This window comes from Streptomyces sp. NPDC001502, from assembly GCF_042894785.1.
In the GTDB taxonomy this organism is placed as follows: Bacteria; Actinomycetota; Actinomycetes; order Streptomycetales; family Streptomycetaceae; genus Streptomyces; species Streptomyces kutzneri.
Genome location: NZ_JBIAVW010000013.1, coordinates 70,117 through 83,741, shown reverse-complemented (window position 1 = coordinate 83,741; position 13,625 = coordinate 70,117). Strand labels below are relative to the sequence as shown.

The 13,625-nt window shown below is 73.3% G+C and carries 12 protein-coding genes and 1 tRNA gene; 6 read left to right on the top strand and 7 right to left on the bottom strand.

What is annotated here, in order from left to right:
• Positions 1–15 precede the first annotated feature (15 nt).
• The 3 genes from ACFY0D_RS23260 to ACFY0D_RS23250 are packed head-to-tail and all read right to left on the bottom strand — an operon-like array spanning position 16 to position 5,233.
• Positions 16–2,169: a bifunctional serine/threonine-protein kinase/ABC transporter substrate-binding protein gene (locus ACFY0D_RS23260; protein WP_390799979.1), complete on the bottom strand. Its 2,154-nt coding sequence runs from the start codon at positions 2,167–2,169 to the stop codon at positions 16–18.
• Between the two features lie 5 nt (positions 2,170–2,174).
• Entirely contained in the window at positions 2,175–4,337 is a 2,163-nt protein-coding gene (locus ACFY0D_RS23255) for a bifunctional serine/threonine-protein kinase/ABC transporter substrate-binding protein (RefSeq protein WP_390799978.1), read from the bottom strand.
• Positions 4,337–5,233 (bottom strand): hypothetical protein, encoded by an 897-nt coding sequence (locus tag ACFY0D_RS23250; protein WP_390799977.1) that lies wholly within the window; start codon positions 5,231–5,233, stop codon positions 4,337–4,339. Before ACFY0D_RS23250 ends, ACFY0D_RS23255 begins: the two co-directional genes overlap by 1 nt.
• A 285-nt stretch (positions 5,234–5,518) precedes the next feature.
• Here ACFY0D_RS23250 and ACFY0D_RS23245 point away from each other — a divergent pair, with 285 nt between their 5' ends.
• The gene (locus ACFY0D_RS23245) at positions 5,519–6,175 is read left to right on the top strand and encodes a beta-glucanase (protein ID WP_390800078.1); all 657 of its coding nucleotides are present in this window, start codon (positions 5,519–5,521) and stop codon (positions 6,173–6,175) included.
• Positions 6,176–6,519: 344 nt separating this feature from the next.
• On the opposite strand, the gene ACFY0D_RS23240 is transcribed toward ACFY0D_RS23245, so the two are convergent.
• Complete coding sequence (locus ACFY0D_RS23240) at positions 6,520–7,224, bottom strand: ribonuclease H (protein WP_390799976.1); 705 nt, start codon at positions 7,222–7,224, stop codon at positions 6,520–6,522.
• 115 nt (positions 7,225–7,339) lie between these two features.
• Positions 7,340–7,732, bottom strand: a complete 393-nt coding sequence (locus ACFY0D_RS23235) for a MerR family transcriptional regulator (protein WP_390799975.1) — start codon at positions 7,730–7,732, stop codon at positions 7,340–7,342.
• Between the two features lie 50 nt (positions 7,733–7,782).
• Between ACFY0D_RS23235 and ACFY0D_RS23230 the strand changes: the two genes are divergently transcribed.
• Positions 7,783–9,075, top strand: a complete 1,293-nt coding sequence (locus ACFY0D_RS23230; protein WP_390799974.1) for an MFS transporter — start codon at positions 7,783–7,785, stop codon at positions 9,073–9,075.
• Here the strand turns inward: ACFY0D_RS23230 and ACFY0D_RS23225 are convergent.
• Both ACFY0D_RS23225 and ACFY0D_RS23220 read right to left on the bottom strand, forming a co-directional pair.
• Positions 9,053–10,192, bottom strand: coding sequence for a serine hydrolase domain-containing protein (locus ACFY0D_RS23225; RefSeq protein WP_390799973.1), 1,140 nt, complete (start codon positions 10,190–10,192; stop codon positions 9,053–9,055). The genes ACFY0D_RS23230 and ACFY0D_RS23225 overlap by 23 nt on opposite strands.
• 158 nt (positions 10,193–10,350) lie before the next feature.
• Positions 10,351–10,554: a cold-shock protein gene (locus tag ACFY0D_RS23220; protein ID WP_030384970.1), complete on the bottom strand. Its 204-nt coding sequence runs from the start codon at positions 10,552–10,554 to the stop codon at positions 10,351–10,353.
• Between the two features lie 288 nt (positions 10,555–10,842).
• Between ACFY0D_RS23220 and ACFY0D_RS23215 the strand changes: the two genes are divergently transcribed.
• From ACFY0D_RS23215 to ACFY0D_RS23200, 4 genes are all read left to right on the top strand, one after another.
• Positions 10,843–10,916 (top strand) — tRNA-Met (locus tag ACFY0D_RS23215).
• A 373-nt stretch (positions 10,917–11,289) separates the two neighbouring features.
• Positions 11,290–11,787, top strand: a complete 498-nt coding sequence (locus ACFY0D_RS23210; protein ID WP_351157301.1) for a SigE family RNA polymerase sigma factor — start codon at positions 11,290–11,292, stop codon at positions 11,785–11,787.
• Positions 11,780–12,226 (top strand): hypothetical protein, encoded by a 447-nt coding sequence (locus tag ACFY0D_RS23205; protein ID WP_390799972.1) that lies wholly within the window; start codon positions 11,780–11,782, stop codon positions 12,224–12,226. The genes ACFY0D_RS23210 and ACFY0D_RS23205 overlap by 8 nt, the downstream gene beginning before the upstream one ends.
• A gap of 113 nt (positions 12,227–12,339) precedes the next feature.
• Positions 12,340–13,578: a mannosyltransferase family protein gene (locus tag ACFY0D_RS23200; protein WP_390799971.1), complete on the top strand. Its 1,239-nt coding sequence runs from the start codon at positions 12,340–12,342 to the stop codon at positions 13,576–13,578.
• The last annotated feature ends 47 nt before the right edge of the window (positions 13,579–13,625 follow it).

The following is a 13,625-nucleotide window of genomic DNA, read 5'->3' as shown; positions in this document are numbered from 1 at the left end:
CGGAGGCCCCCCCGTTCACCGCCCGGACCCGGGGCGCACCTTCGAGTAGATGCCCAGGTACCGGTACGCGCCGGATTCGACCTGGTAGAGGTGGGCGGTACCGGCTCTGGTCAGCACGTGCGTGTTGGAGTCGAAGGACAGCGGTTTGGCCAGGCCCTCGTAGGCTGTCCGGAAGGTCCGGCGGGTCACTCCCGCCCGGTCCCGCCCCTCCTCCGCCAGGCCGGTCAGGGTCGCCGCGAGCAGCCCCACGGCGTCGTAGGCCTCGGTGGCCCAGCGGGCGGGTGCGGTCCCGTAGGCGGCGCGGTGGGCAGCGACGAACTCGGCGGCGGCGGGGACGGCCAGCGGGTCGGTGAAGAGGGAGGCGAACACCCAGCCGTCGGCGGCCGGACCTGCGGCCGTGAGGAAAGCCGGTTCCATGGCGTGCTGGAGGCCCATCCGCCGGCCCTGGAATCCTCCCTCGGTCAGGGCTCGGGCCAGCTGGGCCGCGCGCTGCGGTGAGGTGCCGGCGTAGACGACGGCCTCGGCCCCGGCCTCGGTCAGCGCGCGTACGGCGCCGGCGAAGTCGGAGCTGCCCGCAGGGATCCGGTGGACGCTGAGCGTGCCCTGTGACGGCGGTGACTGCTGCAGGTGCTGGACGACCGGGTAGACGGGCTCGCTGCCCTCGACGTCCTCCACCAGGCCCGTGCGGTGGACCGGCCGGATCCGGCTGAAGTAGTCGATCACCGGGAGGGCGAGCTGGTCGCCGGCCGGGCGAGTGGCGACCACCGTGCGCCATTCCGGCCGGGTGAGGGCGCTCTCGGGGCTGTCGGCGGATACCAGCAGCAGGGCGAGATCGGCCGCGCCGCAGGCGACGGCCAGTTCGGGCACGGGGGCGTCCCAGGTGGGGCCGGTGAGTGCGACCACCGCGGGGTCGGCGGCCAGTTCCTTGACCACCTGCGCGGCGCGCGTGGCGTCCCCGCCGTCGTCGGCGACGCGCAGGGCCAGCCGGAACGCGGCGTCCGACCGGCTGTTGTGCCGTTCCACGGCGAGTTTCATGCCGCGCTCGTGGGCCTGGCCGATCTCCTTGCCGGGCCCGGTCAGATCGGCCTGGAGGGCGAGGGTGTGGGTGGCGAGTTCACGTGCGGGCGGGGGTGTCCTGCCGCGGGCCCTGCCGCGGGTGGTGAACCAGGCGACCGGCGCGCCGATGACGGCCAGGCCCGCGCCGGCCCCGAGCAGCCGTCTGCGCGTGAGGCCCCGGACGGCCGCCTCCGGCACGTCGATCCGGGTCGGTTCCGGGACGGGCAGGTCCAGGGCCCTGGTGGAGCGTTCGGCGATGAGGCGGGGCAGCGGGGGCGGCAGCCAGTCCTCGCCGTCCGGGCCGGGGAGGCCGTCCCCGAGTACGGCGCCCAGCTCGTCCGGAGTCGGCCGGGCCGCCGGGTCCTTCGCGAGACAGGCCAGCACGGTGTCGAGCAGCTCCGGGGGCAGTCCGGAGAGTTCGGGCTCGTCGTGCACCGTACGGTAGACCACCGCGGCCGCGTGGCCGCCGCCGAAGGGACCGTGCCCGGTCGCCGCGTACGCCAGGACGCAGCCGAGGGAGAACACATCGCTCGGGGCGCCCGCCACGGCGCCGTCCGTGCGGGCCTGTTCCGGTGCCAGGTATCCCGGGGTGCCGAGGACGGCGTCCACGGCGGTCAGCGTGACCGCGCCCTCGGCCCGCGCGATCCCGAAGTCGATCAGCCGGGGCCCGTCCGGGGCGAGCAGGATGTTGCCCGGTTTGACGTCACGGTGGACCAGCCCGGCGGCGTGCACCTGGGCCAGCGCCTCGGCGAGCCGCGCGCCCAGGGTGCGTACCGCCCGGGCGGGCAGCGGACCGTACCCTCCCACGGCCTCGGCCAGGGAGGGTCCGGGGACGAAGGGGGTGGCCAGCCAGGGCTCGCGCGCCTGCGGGTCGGCGGCCACCACCGGGACCACCCAGCGCCCGGTCAGCTGCCCGGCGGCCTCCACCTCGCGCCGGAACCGGGCTCGGAAGTCCGGGTTCGCGGCGTGGTCGGCGCGGATGACCTTGACCGCGACCAGGGTGCCGGCGGCGGAGCGGGCGAGGTACACGGTGCCCATGCCGCCCGAACCGAGGCGTCCCAGCAGCCGGTTGCCGCCGATCGCGGCCGGATCGGCGGGGGTGAGGGGGCGCATCCGGGCTACCCCGCCGCGGGCTGGACGGCCGGGCCGACGTAGCGCATCCGGCCCCCCTCCACCTTGTGCATGAAGTAGATGTTGCCCTTGACCTGGCGCCGGTCGTCGAAGGTGTATTCCTTGGTCAGCCCGCGGAAGGTGCCCTGGGTGAGCGCGGTCAGCAGCCCGGCACGGGTCGGGCGCTGACCGCCCGCCGCGGTGGTGACCAGCCGGTCGATGATCAGGCGCGTGGCGTCGAACGCCTCCGCGGTCCAGATGTCGGGGGCGGATCCGTACGCCGCCCGGTGCGCGCGGGTCATCTCCGCGACTTCGGGGGCCTCCGGGCCGGTGTACGGGGTGAAGAACTGCCAGCCTTCGGCCGCCTGGCCGGCCGCGCCGAGGAACTCGGGGCCGGCGATGGTGTAGTCGGCCGCCCGGGGGCCCTGGAAACCGGCGGCGGCCAGCAGCCCGGCGACCTTGGCCCCGCCGGCCGGGGTGCCGGTGTAGAAGAAGCCGTCGATGCCGTGCGCGAGCAGGTCGGTGACCACCGGGGTCAGATCGCCGGCTCCGCGGGGGACGACGCGCCCGTAGTAGGTGGCCTCGGGTGCGAAGTAGCCGATGGTGCGGCCCATGAGCAGGGCCGCCTGCCAGGTGTCGGTGTCCCCGGCGCGGTCGCTGAGGATGCCCAGCCGCCGGACGCCCTGCTTCCCGGCGAGTTGCAGGTTGACCGCGGCGGCCTGGGCCGAGGAGATCGGGCAGCTCTGGAAGAAGCTGCGCCGGTCGGTGATGCTGAAGGTCGTCGCCAGGGCGGACACGGTCACCAGGGGGACGGAGCTCTCGCCGTAGAGTTCCAGGCAGGGGATCACGGAGTCGTTGCCGGTCGGGCCGACCACGGCGAACAGGTCGCGGTTGGCGATGAGTCCGGTGGCGGCGGCCGCCGAGCGGTCCGCCTTCCCGGCGTCGTCGGCGGTGGCGACGGTGAGCGTGAAGGGCTTGTCCTTGCGGGAGTTGAAGGCGTCGACGGCGAGGCGCACCCCGCGCTCCTGGGCCTGTCCGGCGGCCTTCTGCGGGCCGGAGAGGTCGGCGTGCACACCGATCACCCACTGCCGCGGGGCGTCCGCGGCCGGGTTCCCGGGCTTGTCCTGGTCGCGCAGCGCCAGCCAGGCGGCCAGGCCGCCGCCGGCCGCGAGGACGGCGCCGCCGGAGGCGAGGGCGAGGAACCGCCTGCGGGAGGGCGCCGGCGCGGCCGCGCCGGGTGCGGGGGCGGCGTCCGGGTCGGCGACGGTCTCGTCGATGCCGGGCAGGGCGAGCAGCGCGGCGGCGCGCGCGGCGATGGTGGCGACGACCGGGTCGGGCAGCCAGTCGGTGCCCTCCCCGGGGGTGTCCTCGGTCAGTGCCGCGTCCAGCTCGCGCGCGCCGGGGCGGATGTCGGGGTGTTTGGCGACGCAGGTGCGCAGCAGCGCGGTGAGTTCGGGGTCGGCGAGGACCTCGGGGCCGAATTCGGGCTCGTCGTGGACCGTGCGGTAGAGCACCGCGTCGGCGGTGCCGGTGCCGAAGGGCAGCCGTCCGGTGGCGGCGTACGCGAGGAGGCAGCCGAGCGAGAAGACGTCGCCGGCCGGTTCGGCGGGGCGGCCCTCGGCCTGCTCGGGCGGGAGGAAGCCGGGGGTGCCGAGTACGGCGTCGGCGGAGGTCAGGGCGGTGTGCTCGCCGCCGCGGGCGATCCCGAAGTCGATCAGGCGGGGCCGGTCCATGCCGAGGAGGACGTTCCCGGGCTTCACGTCGCGGTGTACGAGGCCCTGCTCGTGCATCACCGCGAGGGCCTGGGCCAGGGCCTTGCCGAGGATCCGTACGGCGCGCAGCGGGAGCGGGCCGTGGGCCGCGACGGCCTCGGCGAGGGAGGGTCCGGCGACGAAGGAGGTGGCGAGCCACGGTTCGGCGGCGTCCGGGTCGGCGCCGGTGACGCGGACGGCCCACGGGCTGTCCACCTCGGCGGCGATCTCGGCCTCGCGGCGGAAACGGGCCCGGAAGTCGGCCTCTTCGGCGTACTCCGCGCGGATCACCTTGACCGCGGCGAGCGCGCCGTCGTCGGTCCGGCCGAGGTAGACGACGCCCATGCCGCCGGCGCCGAGGCGTCCGAGGAGCCGGTGTCCGCCGATCCGGGACGGGTCAGAGGGATGGAGCGGCTCCATCAGCCCGCCGCCTTTCCGAGCTCCTGCTTGGCCTGGATCATCATCTGGCCGGTGCCCTTGGCCACGTAGGCGGTCAGGTCGTCGTTGGTGACGCCCTGCGCGCCCTTGGCCGCGATGGCCACGGTGACGGGTCCGAACTGGGCCTGGGACCAGGTGTAGTCGTAGGGCCCGCCGTCCTGGGCGCTGACGTACTTGCCGGTTTCGGTGAAGGCGTCCTCGGTCCAGGTGTTCATCTGTTCGCCGAGGTAGAAGGAGCCGCCCCACAGGGTCTTGAGGTCCTCGCCCTCACGCAGCTTCTGGTCCGGGCACCGCAGGACCTCTTCCATGGCGCGGGCGGTCTCCCAGCCCGATTCCTCGCGGTTGTGGTGGACGGTGACCGTGGCGTTGATCTGTACGCGGCCACGGCCGTCCTTGGCCGGGATGTGGAAGTGGCGGGTGCTCGTGGCGAGCACGTCGGCCGGCAGCCCCTCGGTCTGCCAGACGCAGCCCTCGTCGAGCACGGGCCAGCGGCCGGGATCGCTCTCGAACGGGGTGTTGCGCACGACCTCGGGCCCGAGGTCCTGCTCGGCGATGATGATCCGGCGGAGCAGGCCGCGGGCCTCGGCGACCGTCTTCGGCTGCTTGGACTCGTCGACCGGGGGCATCGGGATCGAGGCGGAACTGCTGGGCCGGGCGGCCGGGGTGCCGCTCGCGCCGGTGCTGCCCGGACCCGAACCTCCCGCTCCCGCACCGCCCGTGCCGGACGGCGTGGCCGACGTGCCCGGGGTGCCGCTCGCCGTGCCGCCCTTCGGCGTGCCGTCGGCCGTGCACCCGGCGATCAGGAACAGACCCGCCACCGCGCAGCCACACGCGCGCAGGACGGCCTTCCCTCTGCTCTGTCCTACCAGTCCCCCCACGGCACGGATCGTACCCCGCCGTGGACGCACTTAACTGGCTTACAGGAAACGCATGTTGAGGCCCATCGTCCTCTTACCGCAGACAGTCCAGGGCCCAGGCGCACTCGTGCCGGTCGGCCGCCACAAAGACAAACCGGTCCACCGGTATGTATTGCATCGCGGACGGGCATGCTGCAGGAGCGTCCATTCATGGGGAAGGAGCCGCTCGTGCTCACTCAGGTTCTCACTTGGCTCCGACGGCTCACGGGACGCTTCACCGGTACCCCCGACAGTGGGGCCGCACCGCTGAGCGCCCGGGCCCCGGTCTTCACCGCGGACTTCGGATCGACCTCCCAGTGGATCGCCGGACGGTCCTGGGCCTATCCGAACGGCGGCCCCACCAACACCGGCGACAACAAACTCGACTACCTCGTGGCCGACCCCTCCTACAGCCGCACCGGCACGTTCCGGGCCACCCGCCGCCCGGACGGCAAGTGGAACGCGGGCCTGCTGACCACCGAGGGCAGCGGCGAGGGGTTCATGGTGCGGACCGGCGACGTACTGGAGTCCCGGGTGCGGCTGCCCTCCGAGATCGGGGCCTGGCCGGCGATCTGGACCTGGCGGGACGGCGGCAACGAGATCGACGTCTTCGAGTACCACCCCGACAACCCCGACCTGCTCGAACTCTCCAACCACGTCAAGGGCGGCTCGCGTTACCACCGGGACTCCTCCATCGCCCCCGGCGGCTGGGTGGACCTCAAGGTCGAGTTCGGATCGCGCTCGGTCGTGTGGTGGGTCAACGGCACCCGGGTCTTCGCCGACCGCCGGGGCGTCGGACGCAACTGGCGGGCGTACCTCATCGTCAACCTGTCCGTGTGCGCCGGCCGCTACCACCCGGCGCCCGAGCCGGGCACCTCGCAGATGTCCTACGAGGTGGAGTACCTACGCGTCCACCGACCCTAGGGCCTGTCTTTCGGATCAGGCCGGATCAGCCCGCGGCGTCTGGTGCCGTGCATCGCAAGGCCGAGGAGGGAGTCCATGCGGAGCATCGACGACCGACGAGAACGCAGCGAGGTGCGGTGCCAGACGTCGCGGGCCCGGCATGATCCGAAAGACAGGCCCTAGTGCCGTGACCGGAAGGGTGCGCCGGGTTGCGGCGTCCGGCGCATGGGGTCTCCCCGGCCCCGCAGGGCCTGGGGGAAGCATCGCAAGGCGGAGGACCGCGGCTCGTACGGGACGTACTTGCGCGGTCCGACAACACGGCAAGGTGCCGTACCGGGCATCGCACCCCGGGTGAACCCTGCCGGTCACAGCACTGGCGAGCCGCAGGCCTGGTGACCCCACCGGCTGCCGTTCTTGGTGATCAGGTCACCGGCCGCGTAGGGCTTCCCGCAGGCACAACTGCCCGGGAACTTCGCCTTGATGGCCCGGGATCCGCCGCCGCCCCCGGTCGCGGTGCCCGCGGACGTACGCTTCCCCGGCGCGGCCGCCTTTCTGCGCGCGGGGGACGCCGCGGCCGGAGCCGGAACCGGCATCTCCGGGCTGCCGAGGGCCGTACCGGCGGCCTCCTGCCTGATCGCCGCGTCGCTGGCGGCCTGGTCGGCGATCGCGTTCAGACGGTCGCCGTCCTCACGGTGTGCCGGAACGTACTGGAAGGTGACGTCACGGTCGGCCAGCAGCCGGTCGATCGCCTCGACGAGTTCGCGGTTGGCGACCGGCTGGCCGGAGGCGGTCTTCCACCCGTTGCGCTTCCAGCCCGGCAGCCACTGGGTCACGGCCTTCATCGCGTACTGGGAGTCCATCCGCACCTCGACGGACGTCCCCGGGTCCACCGCCTCCAGCAGCCGCTGGAGGGCGGTCAGCTCCCCGATGTTGTTGGTGGCCCGCCCCAGCGGACCGGCCTCCCAGCGCTCGGGGCGGCCCTGGGAGTCGGCGATGACCCAACCCCAGCCGGCGGGCCCGGGATTGCCTTTGGCCGCTCCGTCACAGGCGGCGATGATGCGATCAGACATCCCCCGATCATGCCTCATCCCGCGGGGCTCCCCGATCGCTCAGCCCGCCAGCATGTCCTTGGCCGCCAGGCGGCAGGGCTTTGACCAGGGCCTTGAGCAGGGCCGGCTTCCCGGGTCAGGAGCCGGGTCCTTCGGCGGCGAGCAGTGCGCACTTCTCGAAGTTCATGCATCCGCAGGCCAGGCAGTCGGCGACGGCGTCCCGCAGGATCTGCGTCTGCTCGATGAACCGGTCCAGTTCGGGGAGCTTGCTCTCGGCGAGGGCACGCCACTGCCGGGTGGCGCCGCGCTCGGTGTCGCCGTCGAGCAGGCCGCGGATCTCGGCGAGGGTGAATCCGGCCCGCTGGGCCATCTTGATCAGCGCGAGCCGCCGCACGGTGCCGGCCGGGTAGATGCGCCGGCCCGCTGCCCGTTCGGCAGGCGGCAGCAGGCCGACGCTCTCGTAGTAGCGCAGCGCCGAGGGTTGCATCCCCACCTGCCGAGCGAGCTCACCGATCCCGAGCTGTCGCACCCGTCACTCCCCCTTGACTTCAAGTGCGCTTGAACCATGAGTCTGACCTGGTGACTCCCGTACAGACAACTCGTCTCCTCCCCCGCACCTATCGGCCCCTGTTCGCCCATGCCGACTTCCGACGGCTGCTGCCCGCGCTGGCAGCCTCCGATCTCGGTGACGGGATGAGCGTGGTCGCCGTGGCGTGGCTGGCCATCGAGATCGCTCCCCCGGGCCGATCCGGTCTGCTCCTGGGTGCCGCGCTCGCCGCGTACGCGCTTCCGGGGGCCGCCGGAGCGCTGCTCTTCGGGCGGTGGCTGCGCCGGCTTCCGGCCGGGCGGCTGCTGGCGGCCGACAGCCGGATCCGCGCGGTGCTCCTCGGCTGTGTGCCGCTGGCCTGGGCCGCGGGGGTGCTGCACCCGGTGCTGTACGTGGCCCTGCTCGCGGGCTCGTCCGTCCTCCATGCCTGGGGGAACGCGGGCAGGTACTCCCTGCTCGCGCAGATACTTCCGCCCGACCAGCGGCTGGCCGCCAACGCGCTGGTCAGTTCCAGCGTCTCGGCCTCCATCGTCGTCGGCCCGGCGCTCGCCGGGTTCCTGGCGGCGGTGATCAGTCCTGCCTGGCTCATCGGACTCGACGCACTGTCCTTCGCCGTGCTCGCCGCCCAGGTCGGGCGGCTGCGGGGCACGGCGGCCGGACAGGACGGGAGGGACGGGAGGGACGGGAAGGAGGCTACGGCCGCGCCGGTCGACGCCGACCGGTCGGCGGCCGGCCTGCGCCTGCTGCGCAAGCAGCCCGAGCTCCTCGGCGTCCTGGCCCTGACCTGGTTCTTCAACTTCCTCTACGGGCCGGCGGAGGTCGCGCTCCCGTTGCACGTCACCGACGACCTGCATGCCGGGGCGGGCCTGCTCGGGCTGTACTGGACGCTGTTCGGAGCGGGCGCCGTGCTGGGCGGCCTGGCCGCGGGCGCCCTGCGGCGGTTCCCGCTCTGGCCGGTCACGCTGGGGATCGTCGCGGGCTGGGGGCTGGCGCTCGTACCCTTCGGTCTCGGCGCGCCCGCGGCCGTCACCCTGGCCTGCTTCACCCTCGGCGGCCTGATCTACGGACCGTTCACGGCGCTGTCCTACACCCTCTTCCAGGAACGCACCCCGGCCGCCTCGCTGACCACGGTCCTCGCCGCCCGCAGCGCCGCCCTCCTGACCGCCGGGCCGGTGGGGACCGCGCTCGGCGGCCCGCTGATCGCGCTCCTCGGGCCCCGGCAGGTGCTGGCCGCGTCGGGGATCGCGACCGTCGCACTCGCCGTGATCGGGGCCGCGGTCCGGGTCCGGGGGCTGCGGCGCGTCAGGACCCCCGCGCCCCTGTGACGGCTGACCTGATCTCGTCCGCCAGCGTCCGGGCGGCGGTGTCGGCCGCGCCGCCCACCAGGCGGGTCCGGGTGAGGCTGAAGGACAGGCCGCGGGCGCGGTCGGCGAAGGCGATGCTGCCGCCGCTTCCGTGGTGGCCGAAGGCCGTGCGTTCGCCTGCCATCTGGGGCAGGCCGACGAAGTAGCCGAGCCCCTTGGCGTACCTGCCGAGGAGCATGAGGTCCTTGCCCTCGACCGCCACCTCCGCCGCCAGGGCCACCCGTTGCGGGGACATCAGCCGCACGCCCTGGACCTCACCGGTCAGGGCGGCGTACAGCCGGGCGGCGGCCCGCGCGGTCGTGGTGCCGCACGCGGGCAGGTCGGCCAGCAGGTAGGCGCGGCGGTTGGCGAGTTCGGCGACGGTCCACACGGTGCGGTTCGGGGCGACGTACCGGCGGAAGGGCGCGGAGGCGGGAAGGGCTTCGAGCCCGGCCGCCCAGTTGCCCTCCACCAGCGGCGCCGTACGGGCGAGCTCGCTCTCGGGCAGGCCGAAGTAGAGCTCGTCGGCCACCCCGAGCGGCTCGCTCACGTACGTGCGCAGGGCCTCGGCCGGGGTCAGGCCGGTGATGCGGCGCACGGTCTCGCCGAGGATCCAGCCGAAGGTCCAGCCGTGGTACCCGCTGGCGGAGCCCGGCTCCCACAGGGGCTCCGCCGCCGCGACGGTCGCGCACATGGTGTCCCAGTCGCAGAGCTCCTCCGGCGTGAGGGCGGAGGGGAGCTGTGGTACTCCGACGGCGTGCGTCAGGGCGTGCCGTACGGTGGCCCGCTCCTTGCCGTGCGCGCCGAACTCCGGCCAGTAGTGGGCGATGGGTGTGTCGTAGTCGATCAGTCCGCGCTCGGCGAGCACGTGCACGAGGGTCGCGGTGAAACCCTTGCCGGTGGAGAAGCTGTGAATCAGCGTGTCGGAACGGACCGGGCGCCCGGCGGGCCGGTCGATCCAGCCCGCGTGGGCGTCGACGATCGGCTCGCCGTCCAGGTAGGCCGCCACCTGGAGGCCGCTCTCCTGACCGGAGTCGACGAGCCGTTGGAGGATCCCGCCGACCCGCGCCTGCGCATCCGTGCTCAGCCTGTGATCCACCCGGGCATCATGGCACCGCGCGGAGCCGGGGAGACGGATCAGGGCCGTGCGGCGAGGCCGCACGGCCCTGATCTTTCCCCGTGGCCCGTTCAGCGAAGGGGCGGGACGGGGAAACGGTTCTCCGGAGCCCGGTGGTCAGACCGGGCCGTCGTCCGGGATTAGGCGGGGGTGATGTTCTCCGCCTGCGGGCCCTTCTGGCCCTGCGTGATGTCGAAGGTCACGGCCTGACCCTCCTGGAGCTCACGGTAGCCAGAGGCGTTGATCGCCGAGTAGTGGGCGAAGACGTCCGGGCCGCCGCCGTCCTGGGCGATGAAGCCGAAGCCCTTTTCCGAGTTGAACCACTTCACAGTTCCCGTAGCCATGTTCATGCCTTCCCGTTGACGTACGTCTTCCACACGGCGTGGAAGACGGAGGTGATCGCCCTGGTCCTACGGCACAACACAGCAAAACTGCCCACACCAAACGGCACGGGCAAGGCACTTGGAACCACGACAGCTACCCGTGAAGGTACACGCCTGCACGCACTGTCACCAGGGGGAATGATCTCGCCTTCGGGGCGAGATTCAGCCCTTTCGCCCACACTCCGGGCGCGGCCGCCCGTAAATGCGTCGAGGAGCGCCTCGTGGATGCCGTAGTGTGAGGTCTACCGACGCGGGGTGGAGCAGCTCGGTAGCTCGCTGGGCTCATAACCCAGAGGTCGCAGGTTCAAATCCTGTCCCCGCTACTGCTCGGAAGGGCCCGGATCCTCATGGATCCGGGCCCTTCTGCTGTGCCGGGCCCTTCTCCCTCGCGCGGCGCGACCCGACCGCGCGGATCCGGGGCCGGGTTGGGGGGGCGCCGGGGTCGAGGTCGGGGTCGGGCTCGGGTCGGGCTCCAGGGCCGGGCGCCGGGGCCGGGCGTCGGGGCCGGGCGTCGGGGCTGCGTCACCCGGTGGCCCGTGGCGCCGCCACTGCGCCTCGCCGTGGCCGCCGCGACGATGAGCACCCCACCCACCGTGTGACGGCACTCACACAACGATCTGTCGTCCGGTGTCGACCGGATGGGGTGCGGCGGGCGTATGCCCGGTGAGAGGGACACATGGATTCGGGAGCGATTTTTTGACCATCGAGGAGTTCGAGGAGTTCTACGCGCAAGCGGCAGGACGGCTCACAGGACAGCTCTACGTGATGCTCGGCGACCACCACGAGGCACAGGACGTGGTGCAGGAGGCCTTCGTCAGGGGGTGGGGCCGCCGGCGTCAGCTGGACCGTGACGGCCGGCCCGAGGCGTGGATCCGCACCGTCGCGTGGCGGCTCGCCGTCAGCCGCTGGCGCGGGCGGCGGCGCACCGCCGACGCCTGGCAGCGCACCGCACCCGCCGGTCACGTGGAGGGGCCGGGGCCGGAGGCGGTGGCGCTGGTCGAAGCACTGCGGCAACTGCCCCTGAAACAGCGCCGGACCATGGCGCTGCACTACGTGTGCGATCTGACCGTCGAGCAGATCGCCGCCGAGACCTCACTGTCCGCGAGCACGGTCAAGACCCACCTGTCCCGGGGCAGGACCACGCTCTCCCGCCATCTGCAGGACCCCCGCATTGAGGAGGCTCCCGATGCCTGACTCCCACGACCCGCTGCGGTCCCTGTTCCGGGAAGCGGCCTCCGCCGGACAGTCCGCGAGCACGGCCCCGCCCGTCGCCGTCATCGAGCGGCGCGGTGAACGGCACCGCCGGCGCCGGATCGTCGGTGTCGCCGCCGCCTGCTTCCTCGTCCTCGCAGGATCCGGCGCGGCCCTGTCGGCGTTCCTCCCGGGGGACCCGGGCCCGACCCTTCCCGCGACCACTCCCCCGCCCGCGGCCCCGTCCCCGACGTCGGCACCGCCCCCGCCGCCCCACTCCATGACGCCGACGCTCAACTCCATGACTCCGCCGCGCAACACGACGCCTCCGCCGCCGCTCAGCAGCACGATGCCGCCGCAGAGCACGACGACGCCGCCGCTCGATCCCACCGGGACCGTCACAGCGAGCATGTCGCCCACGCCGCCCCAGCGGCTCCGGTAGCCCCTGCCCTTCCCGCTTCTCTCCCCCTCTCCCCGCAGCACACCGCCCGCGGACACCGGCCTGAACCAGGGCCGGTGACTCCGTACGCCTTCAGACGGTCAGGAGATCCCGATATGCCCGTTTCAACCCCCCGCCGGCCGGTCGAGCTTCCCGGCTCGCCCACCACCTGGCCGCCCGTCCGCGAGCGCGTTCGCCGCCCCCGCCGCGCCCTGCCGGCGTTCCTGCGGCTCGGTCCGGGCGAGCGTGAGGTGATGTGGCTGTACCTGCTGACCCGCGTCGGCATCTGGGCCACCGCGGGTGCCGTCAGCTGGCTGTTCCCCGCCGACGGCGAGGCCCGCCGACCCGCTTCGCCGCTCTCGACCTGGCAGCAATGGGACTGGTGGCACTACCTCCACATAGCCCAGGACGGCTACTTCCCCGCCCAGGCCGGGCCCTGGACGGCGGGCTGGGACAACCGGGAGGCCTTTCTGCCCGGGTTCCCCCTCGCCCTGCGCGCCGTTCACACCGTGGTTCCCGACTGGGCCGCGGCCGGAGCGCTGATCTCGTTCCTCTCGGGGGGCGTCGCCGTCCTGGCTCTCGCCCGGATCGCCCGCCATCACCTGGCCGACCTCGAAACGGGCCGCCGCGCGGTGGTGTTCCTGCTGCTCTCGCCGTGCGCCGTGTTCCTCGCCGCGGGCTACACCGAGGCGCTCTTCCTCGCCCTGGCCCTGCCCGCCTGGCTGGCGGCGCAGCGTCAGAACTGGCCGGCGGCCGCGGTACTGGCCTGCCTCGCCTGCTCGGTCCGCATCACAGGTCTGTTCCTCGCGGCCGCCCTCGCACTCCACTTCGTCCTGACCGCCCGCGGCCGCACCGCCTGGCGCGCTGCCCCGTGGCTCCTCCTCCCGGCCCTCGCACCGGCCCTCTACAGCTGGTTCCTGCAGACCCGGACCGGGGACTGGATGGCCTGGAAGCACGCCCAGGAACGCGGCTGGTACCGGGACTTCCACGCACCGTGGGAAGCATGGTCGAACACCTGGGAAGCCGCCTTCCACCACACCCACCCCACCGGGTACGCACTGATGTGGCAGGCCGAACTCCTGGCCATGGTGGTCGGTGTCCTGCTCCTGGTCCTGCTGGTACGGGGCCGCCGCTGGCCCGAGGCCCTGTACATCGGCCTCACCCTGTGGGCCCTGGGCACCTCCTACTGGTACACGTCCGTGCCCCGCTCCACCCTCCTGTGGTGGCCGCTGTGGATCGGCCTGGCCTCCTGGAGCCTGAAGCGCCCCCGGATCCAGACCGCCTACCTCTACGTCGTGGCTCCCCTGTCCACCGCGGTCGCCATCACCTTCCTCACGGGCCGCTGGGCCGGCTAGGCCGGCTCGTTCGGATCTCGGCCGGACGCCGCCGGTCCGGCCGTCGC

Coding starts and splice junctions, on each gene's coding strand:
- ACFY0D_RS23260 (WP_390799979.1), bottom strand. CDS start 2,169: ATGCGCCCCCTCACCCCCGCCGATCCGGCCGCGATCGGCGGCAACCGG.
- ACFY0D_RS23255 (WP_390799978.1), bottom strand. CDS start 4,337: ATGGAGCCGCTCCATCCCTCTGACCCGTCCCGGATCGGCGGACACCGG.
- ACFY0D_RS23240 (WP_390799976.1), bottom strand. CDS start 7,224: ATGTCTGATCGCATCATCGCCGCCTGTGACGGAGCGGCCAAAGGCAAT.
- ACFY0D_RS23220 (WP_030384970.1), bottom strand. CDS start 10,554: ATGGCTACGGGAACTGTGAAGTGGTTCAACTCGGAAAAGGGCTTCGGC.
- ACFY0D_RS23205 (WP_390799972.1), top strand. CDS start 11,780: ATGCCTGACTCCCACGACCCGCTGCGGTCCCTGTTCCGGGAAGCGGCC.
- ACFY0D_RS23200 (WP_390799971.1), top strand. CDS start 12,340: ATGCCCGTTTCAACCCCCCGCCGGCCGGTCGAGCTTCCCGGCTCGCCC.